Annotated in this window: 14 protein-coding genes and 3 tRNA genes; 6 read left to right on the top strand and 11 right to left on the bottom strand. The window is 40.3% G+C overall.

Translation table 11 applies throughout. The features are described from left to right. Positions 1 to 113: 113 nt before the first annotated feature. The gene (locus tag V7K44_RS11855) at positions 114 to 242 is read right to left on the bottom strand and encodes a hypothetical protein (protein ID WP_289799018.1); all 129 of its coding nucleotides are present in this window, start codon (positions 240 to 242) and stop codon (positions 114 to 116) included. A gap of 486 nt (positions 243 to 728) precedes the next feature. Between V7K44_RS11855 and V7K44_RS11850 the strand changes: the two genes are divergently transcribed. Continuing rightward, positions 729 to 3,101, top strand: coding sequence for a CHASE2 domain-containing serine/threonine-protein kinase (locus tag V7K44_RS11850; RefSeq protein WP_334931607.1), 2,373 nt, complete (start codon positions 729 to 731; stop codon positions 3,099 to 3,101). A gap of 155 nt (positions 3,102 to 3,256) precedes the next feature. On the opposite strand, the gene V7K44_RS11845 is transcribed toward V7K44_RS11850, so the two are convergent. Further along, a complete protein-coding gene (locus V7K44_RS11845) occupies positions 3,257 to 3,916 on the bottom strand; it encodes an exonuclease (RefSeq protein WP_334931605.1) in 660 nt (219 codons plus the stop codon). A 130-nt stretch (positions 3,917 to 4,046) separates the two neighbouring features. On the opposite strand from V7K44_RS11845, the gene V7K44_RS11840 reads away from it, so the two are divergent. After that, a complete protein-coding gene (locus V7K44_RS11840; protein ID WP_334931603.1) occupies positions 4,047 to 6,305 on the top strand; it encodes an NACHT C-terminal helical domain 2-containing protein in 2,259 nt (752 codons plus the stop codon). A 194-nt stretch (positions 6,306 to 6,499) separates the two neighbouring features. Here V7K44_RS11840 and V7K44_RS11835 read toward each other — a convergent pair whose 3' ends face one another. The 4 genes from V7K44_RS11835 to V7K44_RS11820 form a co-directional block, all read right to left on the bottom strand. Then, positions 6,500 to 8,101: a TROVE domain-containing protein gene (locus V7K44_RS11835; protein ID WP_334931601.1), complete on the bottom strand. Its 1,602-nt coding sequence runs from the start codon at positions 8,099 to 8,101 to the stop codon at positions 6,500 to 6,502. Between the two features lie 37 nt (positions 8,102 to 8,138). Further along, positions 8,139 to 8,264: transfer RNA gene (locus tag V7K44_RS11830), tRNA-OTHER, on the bottom strand. A gap of 58 nt (positions 8,265 to 8,322) precedes the next feature. Further along, positions 8,323 to 8,451 (bottom strand) — tRNA-OTHER (locus V7K44_RS11825). A 56-nt stretch (positions 8,452 to 8,507) separates the two neighbouring features. Then, a tRNA-OTHER gene (locus V7K44_RS11820) sits at positions 8,508 to 8,620 on the bottom strand. A gap of 171 nt (positions 8,621 to 8,791) precedes the next feature. Between V7K44_RS11820 and V7K44_RS11815 the strand changes: the two genes are divergently transcribed. Together V7K44_RS11815 and V7K44_RS11810 are read left to right on the top strand one after the other, a co-directional pair. Next, positions 8,792 to 8,968: a hypothetical protein gene (locus V7K44_RS11815; protein ID WP_334931599.1), complete on the top strand. Its 177-nt coding sequence runs from the start codon at positions 8,792 to 8,794 to the stop codon at positions 8,966 to 8,968. A 151-nt stretch (positions 8,969 to 9,119) separates the two neighbouring features. Beyond that, a complete protein-coding gene (locus V7K44_RS11810; RefSeq protein WP_334931597.1) occupies positions 9,120 to 9,854 on the top strand; it encodes a hypothetical protein in 735 nt (244 codons plus the stop codon). A gap of 26 nt (positions 9,855 to 9,880) precedes the next feature. Here the strand turns inward: V7K44_RS11810 and V7K44_RS11805 are convergent, their stop codons facing one another. Genes V7K44_RS11805 through V7K44_RS33175 form a run of 3 tightly spaced genes read right to left on the bottom strand, consistent with a single transcriptional unit; the run spans position 9,881 to position 11,425 of the window. Then, positions 9,881 to 11,023, bottom strand: coding sequence for a quinone-dependent dihydroorotate dehydrogenase (locus V7K44_RS11805; RefSeq protein ID WP_334931595.1), 1,143 nt, complete (start codon positions 11,021 to 11,023; stop codon positions 9,881 to 9,883). Between the two features lie 28 nt (positions 11,024 to 11,051). Beyond that, positions 11,052 to 11,243, bottom strand: a complete 192-nt coding sequence (locus tag V7K44_RS11800) for a DUF6887 family protein (RefSeq protein ID WP_334931593.1) — start codon at positions 11,241 to 11,243, stop codon at positions 11,052 to 11,054. After that, a complete protein-coding gene (locus V7K44_RS33175) occupies positions 11,240 to 11,425 on the bottom strand; it encodes a DUF6888 family protein (protein ID WP_409880741.1) in 186 nt (61 codons plus the stop codon). Before V7K44_RS33175 ends, V7K44_RS11800 begins: the two co-directional genes overlap by 4 nt. Before the next feature lie 110 nt (positions 11,426 to 11,535). On the opposite strand from V7K44_RS33175, the gene V7K44_RS11795 reads away from it, so the two are divergent. Together V7K44_RS11795 and V7K44_RS11790 are read left to right on the top strand one after the other, a co-directional pair. Then, a complete protein-coding gene (locus V7K44_RS11795; RefSeq protein WP_334931591.1) occupies positions 11,536 to 14,460 on the top strand; it encodes a sensor histidine kinase in 2,925 nt (974 codons plus the stop codon). Positions 14,461 to 15,195: 735 nt separating this feature from the next. Beyond that, a complete protein-coding gene (locus tag V7K44_RS11790; RefSeq protein ID WP_334931588.1) occupies positions 15,196 to 16,053 on the top strand; it encodes a PEP-CTERM sorting domain-containing protein in 858 nt (285 codons plus the stop codon). A gap of 736 nt (positions 16,054 to 16,789) precedes the next feature. Here V7K44_RS11790 and V7K44_RS11785 read toward each other — a convergent pair. Continuing rightward, the gene (locus V7K44_RS11785; RefSeq protein WP_334931586.1) at positions 16,790 to 17,041 is read right to left on the bottom strand and encodes a hypothetical protein; all 252 of its coding nucleotides are present in this window, start codon (positions 17,039 to 17,041) and stop codon (positions 16,790 to 16,792) included. Between the two features lie 107 nt (positions 17,042 to 17,148). Then, entirely contained in the window at positions 17,149 to 17,358 is a 210-nt protein-coding gene (locus V7K44_RS11780; RefSeq protein WP_334931584.1) for a hypothetical protein, read from the bottom strand. Positions 17,359 to 18,045 lie beyond the last annotated feature (687 nt).

Raw genomic sequence — 18,045 nt, 5'->3', positions numbered from 1 at the left:
CCTAATAATATATATGAATTTAGATGGAACAATAGATTATAGCAATTTTCAAATGCCTTGTTTGCTAATATCTATAACGTAGTTCTTTATCTATAGCTTTTATCCTACCTCTTTCAAGACATAAAAACGCCTGCAATATTGAAGTTGAGATCCTGGGTGTTAACCTGATTCACCTCCAGCACTGCAAGAGCCACTTGGCGATCAAAATCTACCCATAAAATTGACCCAGTAACAGCATTCATCGCTGCATAACACTAAAGTTTACTCCTAAAGAGGTATAACATAGGCTTAAGGTAAGATATAAATGAATGCCTATCTTTTGGTAAAGCTGTCAGTATGAGAACACGCTTTCTGGAGATTACCAACATTGCACCAGAGACAGAAGACATCCTTGGGACTGCTTCTGGTATAGCATCCAGTTAGTAACGTAGTTGTTGGTTAGGTAAGGGAAAAATCTTGCCACAACCAAATTCACAGCTAGAGTATATCCGGCTCCGATCTATGAGACAATCACTACTTGTAACTCATTCAACAGAAAAAGAATAAATTAAGTAGTGGTTGAGTAAGAATTTTTTGGGGGCTGGCTCTGCCAATAAAAGTTTGTTGATGAATAGAAGATACTTTACAAATGTATAAGATTATCATTTAAGTCTTATTTCAATGTGCTTACACTAAAATGCGGTCTGAATAAATAAAAGTGTTGGACTAAAATCAATCAGTAACACGATATGGCAGAAGAACCTACGTCTACCTTAACTAAAAACTATGTCTCTACTGCCAATAGACTGTCAAGTAAACCAACAAAAGTGACTTCGACAGCATCTGCTCGCCACTCCCGGTGGATGGTTCGCTTAGGTCATCTACTGGCAGGTACTTGGGCAATTGGGGGCGCACTATTGAGCGCTTCTGGTGGGGAATTGGTTCAATTGATGGAAAATCAGGTGCTTTCTGGCTTTTTTCAACTGCGCGGTCCGATTGTGCCTCCAGAAGACATTGTAATTTTAGCAATAGACGATCAGTCAATATCGGTTCCCGAACAGTACTATAAAACAGATCCAAAACAGTATGCCTACTTAGAAACACTGAAATCTTATCCTTATAAACGTGCTGCATACTCCCAGGCGATCGCAAAATTAATCGAAGCAGGTGCCCGCGCTGTAGCTTTAGATGTAGTCTTTGATACGCCGAGTAGTTATGGGGTTACAGACGATCGCCAATTACAAGCAGCATTGCAAAAATATGGCAATAAAGTTACCTTAGCAGCCGTCTACGAAAATTCCCAGACGCACCAAGGGTCTTTTACGCAACTGACAGACCCACAACAAATGTTTCGTACAGGTTCAGTATCCATTGGCTCAGTTAATTTTCCTTTAGAAGTAGATGGAAAAGTTCATCGATTAGCGAGTGAGTTTCCCAAGTTATTAGGTGAAGATAATTTATTTACCAAAAAGCGACTCTCTTTTGATGAAGCCGCGCTGAAGGCAGCACAAGTAAATTATCCCCGACCAAAGGGCGATCGCATTTATTTTTGGGGGCCTGCGGGTACATTTGAGCAAAAACCTTTTTGGCACGTACTCGACCCGGAAAACTGGAATACCTATTTGCAGCAAGGAAAGGTATTCAAAGACAAGATCGTGCTGATTGGTGCAACAGATCAGTTACATAATGATTATTATCCAGTTGCTAGTAGTAATAGCACTGAACCAATGTCGGGCGTAGAAATTCACGCCAATGCGATCGCAACTTTGATGACAGGGAAAGCGATCGCCCCAGCAATTAAGAGTCCACCATTGCAGGGTTTGTTTGTGCTAATGCTAGTTGGCAGTTCAGCCTTGATGATTAGCAGACGCAAGCGTAGCATCCATAGATTTTTCTATAGCCTTGCCCTGTCTGGCGCTTGGGGAGGAATTAGTTATGGGTTATTTGTCTATGGTCAGTTAATTTTTCCTACTAGTGTACCAATAATCGCGATCGCAATGACTGGAATTTGCTATTTGGCAACCTCAGTCATCAGAGAAAGCATCAGAAAACGCCAATTAGTAGACATTTTTCAGAAGTACAAAACTTCACCCGTTGTCCAAGAGATTATTAGCCAACAAGATGACTTCCAAGACCTAATCCAGCAACGAGATTTAGCCTTATCAGGGAAAGTCTTGGCTAGACGGTACAAAATTGTCAAAGTTCTCGGTTCTGGTGGATTTAGTGAAACCTACATTGCTGAAGATACCCAACGTCCTGGTAATCCGCGATGTGTTGTCAAACAATTAAAAGCAGCCAACACCAAACCAGAAGGATTGCAACTTGCCAGACGTTTATTTCACTCAGAGGCACAAACACTAGAAAAATTGGGAAGGCACGCTCAAATTCCTCAACTTTTGGCCTATTTTGAAGAAGATGAAGAATTTTATTTAGTCCAAGAACAGATAATTGGTCATCCTTTAAATCAAGAACTTCCAGCAGGTAGAGCAATTGAAGAAATTGCCGCGATCAAAATTATCAGGGACTTATTGCAAACATTAACATTTGTCCATGAAAACCACGTGATTCATCGGGATATTAAACCCAGCAATATCATCCGGCGACACTCAGACGGAAAATTAGTGTTAATTGACTTTGGAGCCGTCAAGGAAGTCGGCATCAAACAACTCGAGCGTCAAGAGTCAACCCCTTTCACTATTGGTATTGGTACTCAGGGTTACGCACCAAGCGAACAATGTTTTGGGCGTCCACACTACAGTAGTGATATCTATGCAGTTGGCATGGTTGGGATTAAAGCCTTAACTGGTGTAGCACCCCGTGAGCTAGATAGAAATGCTGATGGGGAAATCAAATGGAGCGATGCTTACGGCGGTAAACTACGCACTCAGGTAAGTCACTCCCTAGCTAAGATTCTCAGTAAAATGGTGCTAGATGACTTCAAAGAGCGATATCAGTCTGCATCAGAAGCTCTTGAGGATCTTGAAGCTCTTAAAGGTGTTGACAATTTGGTAAATTCCCAACACAAAGACTATATTCCACAAGATGACTTATTAATGAATACTTTAGACGATTTAGGCATTCCCACAAAATCTTACTCAGAATCATCCTCAGAAAATCCTTGAGAAGGAATGCAGGGACAATATTTAGATATCAAAGGAATAGCGATCGCGCCCTCAGAATCAAGTTATATTACATTTTGTTGACAAAAAAGTACCTTGTTTACTTGCAAGAGGTGAAGTTTGCGATCGCTTCCAGCCGAGCTTAGGCGATCGCACTTCTACGCAGCAGCGGCACTGAAGAAAAAATTCAGCCGATTAAGCCATTGATGCCAGACATGAATTAGCCTTGCACGATCAAATTCAAAAATCTCTGCTTCTTCACTTGGCAAGGCTACGACAATGAGAGCATGATTAATTTTGCAGTTAAAGAGGCGATCGCTATAATACCGATTTATCGCACCACCATAAGCAGCTAGTTGTAAAGGCTTGTCATAAAGCTTATCAATTCTCAGTTTTGGTTCCTCGGCTGTAGTCCATTCAATTAAATGGGGAACACCTTGATAACGAGCAACTAAATCAACTTTCCCGGCGTAAAGTTCCTGATAGTTAGGCACAACTTGCTCAACCAGTTGAACATCGCTAAGTTGGTTTAGCACAGATTGAACACTATCCCAGTAAGGCTGAATCAGGCTGCTGTCAGGTTTGGACGAGTAACCTTGAAGGTATTCTTTAATCAACTGATGTAAGGCATTTCCTCGACGACGGCTGTTAGCTGCAATTCGATTTGCTTCTGCATTGCCAACTTTATTACGCCAATAGGAAAGGGCGGCTAAAGACTCTGGTGGCTGTGTCGCTTTTAAAACTGTGGTGACAGCAGGAAGAAGAACGCCACCATTGCCTTGATAGTAACATTGTCTGTTGATGTAGGTAGATTTCATAAACTGTTCATGATTAATTACTACATCAACTTTTGCGTTAGCCTAGTACACAAGTAATACACATGCTGTGAGTCTTTGCGAGTATATCGAGTACACAGATGTGTACCGTGGTTGTGATGGGCTGATAGTTATGAATCAACAACATTTCAATGCAGTGTTTAATCGCTTAACCGAAAGGCGGCGAGAGGTACTGCTGAAACTGCTGGCTAATGAAAAAGATGAAGCGATCGCTAAATCTTTGCAAATTGAAAAAGGAACTGTCAGAAAATATCGTGAGAAAATTTGTAAGTTATTTGGTTTAATTAATGAATTTCCAGACGAACGCCGTTCAAAGTTTCCAGAATTAATTGCTCTATTTGCTAAGTACAAGCCTGAGTTATTAAATCAAAATACTTCCGAGTTACCACAAACTGAAAATTTCAGTGAAGATAAAACGATATCTGAAAATCGTGATTTTGTAGGGCGTGAGGATGCGATCGCACATCTCAACAACCTTGTTAACGAAGGCGCAAAAGTTATTCTAATTCACGCAGAGGGTGGCATAGGTAAAACAACCTTGGCTAGAAAATGGTTTGAGCTTCAAGGTTTAGAATATCTTGAACTGCGTGTAGGAAGCACACCCCAGAACCTGAACTCAGTAGAAGATTGGGTAAGAATCAAGCTCATAAATTACTTTAAAGTAAATCCAGAACAAAATTTTATTACTATGCTGGAGCAATTGAAAATCCAGCTAAAAATTAGAAAAATTGGTGTCTTAATTGATAATCTTGAACCTGCTTTAATAAATGGCGAGTTCATAGAACCATATTATAGCTATTATGTAGAACTATTAACCGTACTAGCTGATAAAAGTGTACAGTCGATAACGCTTATCACAAGCCGTGAGCAAATTTATGAGCATACAGTAAAACGTCTTCAAACTTTTACGAATTATAAGTTGGATGGATTGAAGCAGGAGTCATGGCAACAGTATTTTGAAACTTGCAAAATTAGTATAGATGATTCTGCTCTTAGTGAAATGCACCAAGCCTATGGTGGAAATGCTGAGGCTATGTTTATCCTTAGTCCTGAGATTCTCAAAGAAGCTCAAGGGAAATTAAAAGTTTACTGGCAGGATAACCGTGAAGATATATTAAGACATCCAACTCTTAAACAACTTGTTCAATATCAATTAGATAAGCTTAAAAATAATAATTTACAAGCTCATCAACTAGTTTGCCGTTTAGGGATTTACCCTAATCAAGATATTACTGTTCCAAAAGAATGGCTGTTTTGTTTACTTTGGGACGTACCAGAAAATCGGAGGCAAAGAGTGATTGATGCTTTAATAGAACGTTCTCTTGTAAAGGAAAATAATTATGGTTACTACTTGCATCCAGTTATTCGGACAGCAACAATAGAAAATTTAATTTCAATAAATGGATTGCATGATAAAAATTTATTATTAATTAAACATGAAATTGATAAATCGATTGATATATCATATAATTTGCAGTATTTACTTAATTTAATAAACAAAAAGTTTTATAGAGTATCTCGATACTATACGAAAGCTGGCTTCAGAGCTTTTTATTTGGGCTTTTTTATTGTCTATAATCTTGGTGAATGCTCCAACTTCGTGCAATATAGTGATAGATATTACTGCGAACTTGCTTGTATTCTTGAACACGCTTTTGCAGTTTACTGTAAAACACAATTAAAAGATACTGAAAAACTAGGTGAACTCTTAGCAAACTTGATTGAAGAAAAATACACTGACTTTATAATTGATTATTTCAATAAAAATAAAGAAGAGTTACAAAAATCTCTTATTAGAGAATATAAAATAATTGATCGGCAAGTCATATCATTAAAAATCATTGAAATAATAATTGAACACTTTGGCATTGAATTATCAAATTTTTGCGAAATAAATATAAACAGATTAATCCTATATGATATAGATATAATTGCTAATTTGCTTGGCGAAATAATACTTAATTTGGAAACCATAAAACTAGATAAAACTTTACTTACTAAAAATAATCGAGTTAATACACTCAGAGTTATTAGCTCAGGAATTAGTGAAGCTCTTAGTCAAATCGAGGTTTACACTGATACATATAGGTTAAAAAATATTTTCAAGAAAACATCTGAATACTTAATAAACCCAGATCAAATGCCAGAATATGGGCTTTATTTCTGTATAAGAGAAACAGACAGTAATATTTTAAAATTGCAATTAACTGAAGAAGAGAAAACGCGGTTAAAAAATTATTATAATACTAATAAGTTGTTGATTTATTCTTTAAAGCAGAATATTTATGTATCTCCTGAAGTCCGATCGCACATCGAAGACACCCTACTCTTACCCATCGCTGAAATAGAAAAACGACCATTCAAAAATTAAATCGCCTTCTTCTTTGCGTAAGGAAAAAATCAAACAAAGGCGGGTGCGGGGATTGAACCCACTAATCCCCACAATGGTGGAGATGTAACCGATAATCCTAAATTCTTCGGCCCCGAAAGGCAAGTTGCGAATAAGGATAACCCGCCATGAAGTCTGAAGGATAAATTTTTTCATCCTTTATCCTTCAGCAATATCTACAATTCACCTGTAGCTAGCATCTGGATGATACGAGGTGTACCTGGGTCGAACCCTGCCAAATCCCAAGACAGCGAATCTTCAGGATCTACCAAAGTAATTTGGTAAGGTGTCAAGGTGACATACACCGCTTTGACGTTAGGATTTACCTTTTTGCGGTACTCCTTCAGCGCTTGACTTGGATGCTTATATCCAGCCCAGCTTTCCGAGTCAGTCCAAAAGCAGACTACATCTGCTTTGAACTTATTTTTAATCATCCAGTCATAAGCTACAGATGCATCCGTTCCACCGAAGTTTTGGTTGCTAGCTTTGCGAACCGCAGAACTAAAACTATCTTTGGCAGTTATACTTAATTCACGGAATTCGGTAGCAAAACCGCGAATCATGTAGTTTTTCTCTGCTTTTGCTGTTACCAGTGCCATTGTGGTGGCAATTTCACAACAAGTCAGTCCCATATCTGCAACCATGCTACCCATAGAACCGGAAACGTCTACGGCGTGCATGAATACTTTACCTGTGGGTTGCACAACATCAAAAGATAGTTCAACCGCCTTTTCTAAAATGTCTACAATCCGAGGAACTGGATTCCAAGTTTTCTTACTGCGTCCTAATGTTCCACCAGATTGATATGTTTTGAGTGCTTTCAAAACATCTATTGGATGGATGCGACCTTTACGCAGATGTTCCTTATTGTTGAGAACTGCTTCCACTCGCAGCAAGTTGGCGCTTTCATCGGTTCGCAACACACCCAGTTCAGTTAAAGAACCCAAGTTACGCAACATTGCACCTATTGGCATTTCCTGAAATAGTAGCTGCCAAGCAAGCTTATCCATTTTGCCCACTGGTGCAGCCATTTCGTGGGTTAAGCGTCCTTGGGAAATAGCTTCATGGGTTTGGGTGGGATTTTGCTTGAGCCACTCATACCACCAAATCTGCGCCAACGCTTCTGAGGGGATGTCTGCTGGCAATTCTTCCCAGCCTCTAACTACCCACTCAAATAGTTGACGGTGATTTTCTGTAGGCGGTTTGACATGAAACAACCGCAATACATCTCGGTGGGAGAAGCCTTGACGCTGTTGATATTTCAACAGTTGATAAGCTAAACCCTTAACATCTTCCCTTGAGAGCCAAGTTTTACCAGCTTCCCGCACTACTTTGCCAAATCCCCGCAGAGATTTGGTGTAGTTCAACCATTCATAGAAGTGGCTACCAGTGCGGACAACTTGCGGGAAGATTTCACCGAACGCCTGTTTTGCTTCTGGTGTTTCACCCATAGACAGCAGCACTAAAGCTAATATAGGCGCACTGTTATTGATGGCGCGTCCATCGCTAGCATACAAAATTTCTTCCGCTACACGACCGGGATTTTCGGCAACAGCAAGTCTTACAACTGCCACAAAATCCTCAGTTAATTCCTGTTTACCAGCGTAGTAAGTGCTTTTTGCTGTGCCAACCAACAAACAACGGCGCAGCATTTTCCAAATACCAGCATCAAACATAAAGCCGCCGGAACGTCCCTGAACCATTTCGGCTTCTCGTCCGGGGATAGGTTGATTTTGGGGTGTAGTTGTTTTCTTTTTAGTGAAAAAATTGTAATTCATCGTTTCATCTCCCGGCCCTTGCGGGCAAAAATGAAAGGTGGCAGAGCAGGATTTGAACCTGCGACATCCGGCTTAACAGGCGATAACCCTAATTCGTCGGCCTTTTCAGGCAAGGTGTGAACAAGGATGTTTTTCGGCGCTCTACTAACTGAGCTATCTGCCACATGAAAATTTTAGATTTTAGATTTTATTTTGGATTTTAAATTTAATCCAAAATTAATTGGTGTAGCGGAGCGGGATTTGAACCCACGACCTCTCGAACCCTAATCGATAACCCTAATTCGTCGGCCTTTGCAGGCAAGGGGTGAACAAGGATGTTTAGCGCTCTACCAAACTGAGCTACCCGCCACATGAAAATTTTGGATTTTAGATTTTGGATTGAATTTAAAATCTAAAATTAATTGGTGTAGTGGGGCGGGAATCGAACCCGCGAATGCTGCGATAACCCTCAATTCGTCGGCCTTTGCAGGCAAGGGGTGAATAAGGATATTAAGCGCCTTACCACTTGGCTACCCACCACATGACAATTTAAAACTCAGCACTCAATTTGCTGTAGCGAAGTAGAATTTTTAATTATATGCCATAACCCTCGATACGTCGGCCCTTCCGTGGAAGGTAGGCACTCTGCTATTTGAGCTATCCGCTACTGGTGAAAGCTAAATTGTATTATTAATGTAGTATATGTATTATTTGGTGTCAAGGGTCTGGCAAGCAAATTTAGAATTATTGCTCTGTAAAGAAAAGTCTGAGCGGCACAAGCAAGCCGCAGATCGGAATTTTGCGGGGATATTATCTAAGATGTATTACGATCGCTCTCATCAAAACTCTTTTATTTTCTCTGGTAAAAAACTTTTGCGCGATCGCTAATAAGTAGGAGGTCGATAAAGATATAACACCTACTGAGTAAAGATTTTGCCAGCAAATTTGCCGCAACTTTGCCAAAAGATACAAAAAAGTGACACAATTTTTGCCAAGATAGATAATATTATTTACTAAAATTCACTTGGCAAAAATCGGCATGAGTGAGAAACCCATAGAAGGTAACGGTAAGGCTTTTCTCGTTCTACTTTTGCCCATCTCGTTTTTGATTATTTTCCTAGTTGCCACTTGGAGAATTTTACTGGCGGTAATTGTGCTGGTAATTGCCTTCAAGCTTTGGCAGGAATATCAATGGCAACAGTGGACTGTGCGAGTCAACCCAATTTTTCATCAATTGGTTCGTGAAAATCAGGGCAGACTGACGCCAATGGACTTGGCAATCAAGGGAAATTTTCCTGGAACAACGGCAAAACGCTATTTGGATAGTAAAGCCTCGGAATTTGGTGCCAGTATAGTCAACTCTGAAGATGCAGGGCAGTCTTATTACTTTATAACTGCCAGTATTCTCGGCAATATTCTTGATAGTAGTGAGCCTGTTAAAGAGCTTCCGGCTCAACCAGTTACTAAAACTGCGCGATCGCTCTTAGCACCACCAACCCCACAGGAGGAAGAACTAGAAACCGAATCACTCCCACAGCAAACACATGAGGAAGCGAAACGATCGCTGGAAAAACAGTTAATTTTTGGCTCTCTGATTCAATCTGAACTTGCGAAACGGCTCAATGTCTATTCCAGCACAGTTTATAAACGGCGAAACGATCCAGAGTTTCCTGAGTGGAGTCGTAGCAAAGACCCTGATAATATTGCCTGGTCATACTCGGAAAAAACTAAAGAGTTTTTCCCAGTGGAGGAAGAAGAACAAGGCAAAAGGTAAAAGGAAAAAGAAAGAACTTTAAAGCTTTACTTTTTACTTTTTACTTGTAAACCCACAGCTTCGTTGATGGAATTTAATCCGCTTTGTTCTAGCTTGGAAAGTAAACCAGCTAGAATTCGGCGTACCATCATTGGCCCTTCGTAAATCCAGCCTGTATAAACCTGAATCAAGCTAGCACCAGCAGTAATTTTTTCCCAAGCATCTTCACCAGTAAAGATGCCACCAACCCCAATAATTGGCATTTCTCCTTGGGTTTGCTGCCAAATAAAACGAATTACCTCAGTGGAGCGATCGCGCAATGGTTCACCACTAATTCCGCCGGCTTCTTCTTGGGGTGATTTGCCAGTTTGGTCAATCACTTGGGTTTTTAGTCCATCACGGCGGATGGTGGTGTTAGTGGCGATAATTCCCGCCAGTTGGTAGGTTTTAGCAAGATTTATAATGTCAGCGATCGCTTCCCATGATAAATCTGGCGCTATCTTGACAAAAATTGGTTTATGTGCAGTATTTTCTTGTTGTAATAAATCTAAGATGGCACTGAGCATAGAAGCATCTTGGAGCGATCGTAACCCTGGTGTATTGGGAGAAGAGACATTAACAACAAAATAGTCTCCCAAATCCTTGAGTAAACGAAAACTATCGAGATAATCCTGTGCGGCTGTTTCTAGGGGAGTTATCTTAGATTTACCCAAATTTATCCCTATGGGTATTGCTTGGCTTAACTCATACTTTCCTTGTTCCAAACGTGCCGCCATTACTGCTGCACCACTGTTATTAAAGCCCATCCGATTGAGAGCAGCTTTATCCAACGGCAAGCGAAACAAACGAGGACGGGGATTTCCGGGCTGTGCGTGAAAAGTTACAGTTCCTAGTTCTGCAAAGCCAAAACCCAGGTTAGACCAAATGCCCGCAGCGACTCCATCCTTGTCGAAGCCAGCTGCTAACCCTACCGGATTTGGGAAGTTTAGCCCAAACAAATTTTGTTCTAGGCGGGAATCGTACAGACACAGGGATTTTTGTAGGCGGTGGTTTACCCAACTAGCAGGAGGGCTTATATTTCTTTGCGATAGCCAACTAAAACTACGAATCGTCTGCTGGTGTAACCACTCCGGGTCTGTTTTTATCACATTGAACAAAAGCGGACTAATTGCAAATTTATAAATATCCATTAGCTTTTATTTTCGGAGCTATTGCAGATCATTCCGCTTGGGATTGTCTAATTTTCTCGCGGACTAGTTGCTCAAATTGATCCATTGAAGCGATCTCAATTCCAGGTTCATCTTGTAGTCTGTCCATGTATGCTTGGAATGCAATCTGGTCTTGTGGATGTTTTTTCACGTAGTCTCTCAATTGCTCTCTGCTCATTGTGGCAAGATTTATATCGGTCATAAAAACCTCACTTTTCCGTTTGGGTAAATTAGCACTTCTATGTCATCACCAGCCAAGATATAAATTTGGTTGGTTCTCTCATCTAGTCTGACTATATTAATTGGCTGAAGTACATTACTTAATCTGACGCAAACTAAGAAAAATTCAACGGTTTGTTTTGCTGTAGGTACTTGTGGGTACATAACCGCTTATTAAGCTGTTCAGGTTCAATATTAAACACTTGTGGCAATATTACTCAGGGTGCTTTTCTGGGCATCTTATATATTACAAGTTATGTTAACCAATAAATCAGATGGGGCAGCCACAAAAACCTATAGCCGCCGAACAGCAGATCCTCTCTTTGGGGCGCGTCCTCCAAAGCCTCAGAGAAGAAGATGATGTTGACGTTCTGATTGAAACTACTATTTCTTATCTTAAAGAAGAGTTTGACTACAAACTGATTTGGATTGCTCTTTACGATCGCCTGAATCACATATTATTCGGAAAAGGGGGCATCACACCCGATCGCGACATGAGCTTTTTACGCCAAAGGGTTGTTCTTAGTCCTGGGGATTTATTAGAGCAAGTAGTAATTGAACAGCATCCTTTAGGCGTAGCTGATTTGCAAACTGAAATCCGTGCCACCGAATGGCGAAAAGTTGCCGAAAAATTCCACATCCAAGGAACGATTATTTTACCGATTCGCTACAAAGACCGTTGCTTGGGCTTGGTATTACTGGGTTCAGAACGCTGGGGCTACTTACTGACAGGAGAAACAAAAGCACGTTTGATGATGGTTTTAGGTGAACTGGGGGCAGTGCTTTATCAAAATGAAATGCATAAGCACCAAAAGCAAACCAGGCGAACTGACGAACCATTATTAGAATTGCTAGAAAATTTACGCACCCTCAGCAACCTGAATCAAAGACTTGAAGCAGCGGTGCAAGCAACTCATAGATTTGTCTCCCCCAGCCGGACAAATGTTTACTGGTTTGAGCGGGAAGGGCGCTACTTTTGGTGTCGAATGAGCAATCAGCTGGTCAAAATGGATCGCAATTCTAGCAGTCAGCAAGCAGCAGGAATGACTGTACAGGACTTGAGCGATTTTTATTATGCTTTGGCAGTTAACCAAATTGTCTCCATTGGTGATGCCCGCAGTTCTTTAAAAAGCCATTTTACGGCTAAATTGCTGCAACGGCTGAAGGTGCGATCGCTCCTAGCAGCTCCGATTATCTGGCAAAAGAACTTAGTCGGTTTTCTGGCGGTGGAAAGCAATGAACCTCGCATCTGGACAGACACAGACAAAAATTTCGTTCAGGGTGTTGCTGGTTTAATCTCCCTAGTTACACCGACCGAAAGCATGGAAAGCACTATCAAACAGATTCAAGAGGATGCCCAACTCACTAGCCAAGTTGCTCAAGGTATCTATAGCGAACATGACCTTCAGACAACTTTACATAGTTGTGCTAAAAGAGTTTTAGCTCGATTAGGTGCTACCCGCTTTTTGCTGTTGCAGTATGACCCTGAGCAGAAGAATTATCAATTTACTTACCAAAGTCAGCCCCAAAATCGTCGTCCGTTGACATTTACCCTTCAGACCCTCAAAGAATTAGATGGGCAGCTTTTGCAAGGTTCAACTCAAGCGGTAGAAATTGAGAACTTAGATGAAGATTTACGCTTTTTTAACTGGCGACCCTTGTTGTTAGAGAATAATGTGCGATCGCTACTTGTTTGTAAATGCACTCATGAGCATATCCCAGCAGCACTTTTGGTGATTACTCATGACACCCATCGTTCTTGGACAACTATAGAAAAAGAATTGCTGTGGGCCGTTAGTCAACAGATTGGTGTAATTGTTCGTCAGTGGCAATTACATAACCGCACCACCCAGCAGCAAAAAACTTCCCAGGCATTTGAGCAATGCTTACGCATCTTGACACAATCCCAAAACAGCGTTGAGGTCGAAAAAAAGCATTTAGAATCTACAGCCCTCGAACAAATAGCCTCAATTTTGGGTTGTCCCCTAGCGCTAATGCTATCCTGGGCACCTGGTGAAAGTCGGGCAGAAATTATTCCTGGAGTGATTGACAATAGCCAATTTGGGATTTTTTCTGATGCATCTATTTATATCCAGGCTGAAGCCTTAATTCAGTGGGCACTTGTTACAGAGAATTATCTGACTTTGAAGGTGGATAATTTACCTCCAGAAACCAGGAAATGGTTGAATGTTCCAGACAGAAGTCAAATTTTGGTAATGGCATTACGTACAACTGCTGATTATGAAACCACTGGTGTCGTGTTGCTTGTAGACTATCAAGAGCGTCGTTGGTCAGAACAAAACCTCAGTGCAACAGCAACTCTGATTTCTCAATTAGCCTGGTGGCGTCGTGAAAAGCAAATTACCCGACTTTTAGAATCCACAACCGAAGAATTACGACAACTTAACTGGTACAAACATCGTCGTCTAGAGGAAATTCAAAGAATAACGGCGCACTCCCTGAAACAAATACACGATTTGGGCATTCCTGCCAATGAACTGACTCAGATGCGCTACCAGCTATTGCTGCGGCAGTTAGACCATACAGCTACCTCAATGAGTGGAATGCTAAAACTTGAGAACTGGCAGCTACATATTAGTTGGGAAACTATGCCCATAGCCAGTTTACTGAAGCGATCGCTCGAACGGATCGACAATTTACTTAAACAACAAAAGCTGTGGATTGGGGTACATGGATTGGGACAACCAATTGACGAGCAAGAAGCGCCCAAGAATTCTTCATTAGTTAGAGGCGTTCCTCCCTCCAGCGCTCAATCTGCAATGGCGATCGCTGGTGATATTGTCAAAATTGAATTAGTTATCCATGAATTATTGGTTACTGCCTGTAACCGTTCTCAATCTGGTAGCAGAATTGATATTTGGTGTCGCCGTTTAGATGCGTCAAAACCCTTAGATATAAAATATTCTTCATCTACAACTGGAGCGGCTGAACATCAGACATCCCTAGAATTATCGATCACATATAACGGTGCGATCGAACCACAGCTACTCACGGAACTACATGATAATACACCTAAAGATGTGCTTGCTCCTTCCAAGCTCGACCAACCACCAGCTTTACATCTACTGCTCTGCCAAAACCTCATGCAAGAACTAGGAGGAGAGTTGAATTTCTATCAGTTACCAGATAATCGAGTAGTCAGTCGCTTGTTGTTGCCGTTAGCTGTTCATGATTCTTAGTGCAGCTTTGCGTAAAATCGCGACGAATTAAGGGTTGAAATTTAAATGCAGATGAGCTTCATTTTCCCGTAGTGAAGATTGGTACAGATGTACGATGATTAATTACCTCACTTGTACGGGAACTGCCATAACTCACTTGGTGCAGTCTATATATTTATGGCACTCTCAAGAAAATCGAACACTTTTGGAGATTGTCACCGTCTAAGGACTAAGGGCGATCTTTAGACTATGCACCTTAACCGAACCTTATTGCTACCAATTTTGACTTCGACAATTGGTACAGGCGATCGTTGCTTGATTTTACAGTGAATTGCTTGCTCATCAAAGGATGCTCTGGCACCAACATCACTTATGTGAACTCCTCTCTACTGAATTTGTGAACTTCTCCCTACGGAATCCTTACGTAAATTCCAATTAAAAAACGCTCTTTTTTACTCAAGCTTTACAAGAAACTAGTGGATGCACGACTAGTATGAATATGTAACCAATTGACTGCACCCCAGATTTAATAACTAAATTACTTATACGGTTATTACTTATGAAAAGGTGTAGTACTGGTAAATAAAAATTCGTCCTTAAATAGAAGATTTCTTCTACATAAGACAAACATGGCTTGAAAAGTTCCCAAGCTGACCATCCTGCTTGCCTATAATTTGTTCTTACTCATTAGTAAGGCAGTAGACACGCATGACAAATTTGCAATCTTAACATCGTAAAAGAAAAACAAAAAATTGTATGAAAAAATACACTAAGGTTGTAAAGCGTTTTTTCGCATTGGTTACTCCAGCGATCGCTACTTCGATATTGGCAACCTTACCGAGCCAAGCTGCTACCTTTGCATCTTCTGAGTCAAAATTCAACATCAACAACTTTAGTAGCAGCCCTTTAGATGTTAGGACTTTGACTGATAATGTGACTACAGCAATTAGCACAGGTGGTCAAGTAACTGCTGATTCTAACGCAGAGGCTAAGTTTAATATCGATGCAAACAACTCTGCCTCTAATTTTTCTTTCAGCCAAGCTAAAGGTGAGGGTGATGGCTATACAGGGTCGGCGGAAAGCTTCGCTGGAATTATCGGTTATGATTTTATAGTAGACAAAGAGTTTTCTTTTGATTTCAGTGGCTTATTTAACCTTAAAACATCCATTGATGATGCATCCACTGAACGTGCAAATGCTCGTGGAGAGTTCTTATATGAGTTATACGACAGTGACACTGGTAATCTTTTAGACTCTTTCAAGATTTCTGGAAATTTATCAACTATAGGTAACAATGATGCTTTTGTATTTGAACCGAGTAGTAGCATAACTCTTGATTCAAGTCAGACTTCTATTGATAAATCTTTTGGCGGAACACAGGAATATGCTTTGACTAGCTTTAACGGTAAATATTCCCGTACTTTCGATAAGTCAACTCGTTTATTATTAATAGAATCTAAAAGTAATCAGGTGAGTGTCTATACTATCCCAGAACCCTCAACAATTCTAGGTTCGCTGTTTAGTTGCACTATGTTTGGTGCTGTCTCAATACGCAAGCGTAAAAGAGCTTCTTCGGCTGCGTTGTTGGTTAATCAGGATTTAAGGTCTGTTTAGTATGTTTGCACTAAGAGAAGTTCAGGTCTGGGAAATGGCATTTATGGAAACCCCAAGTCGTTAGGTATGCAGATAATTTTGTGATTTTGCACCCTTAAACGCGGAGTACCCCTTTTACAGTTGTCTTGAAGAAGAATCCAGAATTCAGAATTAAGACGCTCTCTACGTTCGCGCAGCGTGTCGCAGACAGACGCTAAAAGCGTAGCTTGCAACTCTTACAGAGTATGCAGACTCTCTTGCCGCCGGCGCTATCCGCCTAGTCATACAGAAAACATCGCTGTTAGCGGATAGCTAAGGTTTAGCCTATTCTGACTCCTGAATTCTGTTCGATAAAACCAGAAATAGAAGACCATGCTTGTTCTCCACTGGTAAGTCTTGCCATTGAGTTAAGTTCATTAGCAAAAGGAAAGTTAGCGGCAAATACAGCACAATCAATTCAATAATTTATGCAAATCTTTTTTAGCTGTATTTTTAAAATTCATCCATAGCCAAATACAGCCTATTTTGAATGAATTTTTACAGTTAGAATTGCATTATCTACTGCTGTTATCTGGGCTGACTTTTTATAAGCTTTGAACTCAAAAACAAGCATAGTCATTGAGCAACGCCGAAGTGTCGCTTTTGCCTACTGTCTTATACTGCTATATGTGGTATAAGATAGAGGTATAAAAATATTCCTAACAAGCTTTTATGGGCTATATCCATAAAAGCTTTCTACAATCTGGTTATGCCAGCTTTAGGAACCTGCTCCTGCTGATGTAACGACAGATGCAAGAGCCGTATCACCATCAGTAATAGCGGCAGCAAGACCGGCACCAATAGCACCTGAAATATTAGCTGAAATGCCGGAGCTGTTTATTGTATAACTGCTATTTTTAGCAGTAGAATAACCACGTGCGTAAGCAGTTGCAACTCCCCCTTGTACTTGACTAAGATCGTAAACTTCATCTTCACAAAAACTGAGATCGGAAATTCTTAATCGTTCCATAAAAAAGCTCTCTTTGAAAAACGAATGTATTGCTGAAAGTTTTTGAGAACTTTCAGCAATTTGTCTATCTAAAATGCACTGTAGTACACTGTAGGACTAAGGCATATTTAGGCGGCAGAAGAACTAGATGTACCGCGACTAGCAGATGCGCTGAATGTGGTGGCGGAGACAGCAGCGGTTCTAGTGACAATGCTGGTGATAGCGATGGTTCTACCAAGAGCAAATGCTCTTGAATCAGCATCTGCAAAAGCTATTCCACCTTGAACATTCTCATTTTCAAGAACGGTTTCTACATGAGAAAGATCGTTGATAATCATGATTTTCTTTCCTAAGAGTTAGTAAGGTAAACGTGTTTGTTCTCGTGCCACTACAACTTGTTGTGTTAGCAGCATACAAACAATAGCACTATTAGAATTATATGAATAGTAGTTTTACGTAAAATTTTATTTTATTGCTTACAACAACAAAAAACCTCATAGTATCAAGCTATTTAGGTGTTTAGTATTTCGAGATTGTTTGAAAATTGTTTCGATATGACTTTAGGCAGTTTTAAATCCCCCTAACCTCCAGGGCTGCCTCATTCGATCTATTAGCGATATTGTCAGCAGAGCTAAGTAGGTGGGCGTAAATATTTGTAGTTGAGATAAGGCACGAGGCAGGAGACAGAAAGCAAGAGTGAAAAGGGTTGTAGTATTGTTTATATTTGTTAACATAGTTTAGTTTTATTCTGCCTATCTACTTACAAATAATGTGGGATAATTGATTTTTTGCAAGTTACTAAAAGAGAAGTATAGATAAGATTCAAAGCCTCTCTCTTTTTAGAAGAGATATTGCAAATAAGTCTAAGGATATATTGACAATATATTTGTTGGTTGAATTTATCCTGCCTTCATAGCAAACTGGTTACAAGTATCTTCCATCTTCCTCAGAAATTAAATTCTCGTCTACGAAAAAATATTGCAAGTAAGTCTAAGGATAGATTGACAATATATTTGTTCGTCGAA

This window comes from Nostoc sp., assembly GCF_036917235.1.
In the GTDB taxonomy this organism is placed as follows: Bacteria; Cyanobacteriota; Cyanobacteriia; order Cyanobacteriales; family Nostocaceae; genus Nostoc.
The sequence above is the reverse complement of the archived record's forward strand: the minus strand, read 5'-3'. Positions and strand labels throughout refer to the sequence as shown.

What these genes read in the sequence shown, in the direction of transcription:
- V7K44_RS11840 (WP_334931603.1), top strand. Translation starts at nt 4,047, where the DNA reads ATGAATCAACAACATTTCAATGCAGTGTTTAATCGCTTAACCGAAAGG.
- V7K44_RS11800 (WP_334931593.1), bottom strand. Translation starts at nt 11,243, where the DNA reads ATGACCGATATAAATCTTGCCACAATGAGCAGAGAGCAATTGAGAGAC.
- V7K44_RS11785 (WP_334931586.1), bottom strand. Translation starts at nt 17,041, where the DNA reads ATGGAACGATTAAGAATTTCCGATCTCAGTTTTTGTGAAGATGAAGTT.
- V7K44_RS11795 (WP_334931591.1), top strand. Translation starts at nt 11,536, where the DNA reads ATGGGGCAGCCACAAAAACCTATAGCCGCCGAACAGCAGATCCTCTCT.
- V7K44_RS11805 (WP_334931595.1), bottom strand. Translation starts at nt 11,023, where the DNA reads ATGGATATTTATAAATTTGCAATTAGTCCGCTTTTGTTCAATGTGATA.
- V7K44_RS11855 (WP_289799018.1), bottom strand. Translation starts at nt 242, where the DNA reads ATGAATGCTGTTACTGGGTCAATTTTATGGGTAGATTTTGATCGCCAA.
- V7K44_RS11850 (WP_334931607.1), top strand. Translation starts at nt 729, where the DNA reads ATGGCAGAAGAACCTACGTCTACCTTAACTAAAAACTATGTCTCTACT.
- V7K44_RS33175 (WP_409880741.1), bottom strand. Translation starts at nt 11,425, where the DNA reads ATGTACCCACAAGTACCTACAGCAAAACAAACCGTTGAATTTTTCTTA.
- V7K44_RS11790 (WP_334931588.1), top strand. Translation starts at nt 15,196, where the DNA reads ATGAAAAAATACACTAAGGTTGTAAAGCGTTTTTTCGCATTGGTTACT.
- V7K44_RS11780 (WP_334931584.1), bottom strand. Translation starts at nt 17,358, where the DNA reads ATGATTATCAACGATCTTTCTCATGTAGAAACCGTTCTTGAAAATGAG.
- V7K44_RS11845 (WP_334931605.1), bottom strand. Translation starts at nt 3,916, where the DNA reads ATGAAATCTACCTACATCAACAGACAATGTTACTATCAAGGCAATGGT.
- V7K44_RS11835 (WP_334931601.1), bottom strand. Translation starts at nt 8,101, where the DNA reads ATGAATTACAATTTTTTCACTAAAAAGAAAACAACTACACCCCAAAAT.
- V7K44_RS11810 (WP_334931597.1), top strand. Translation starts at nt 9,120, where the DNA reads ATGAGTGAGAAACCCATAGAAGGTAACGGTAAGGCTTTTCTCGTTCTA.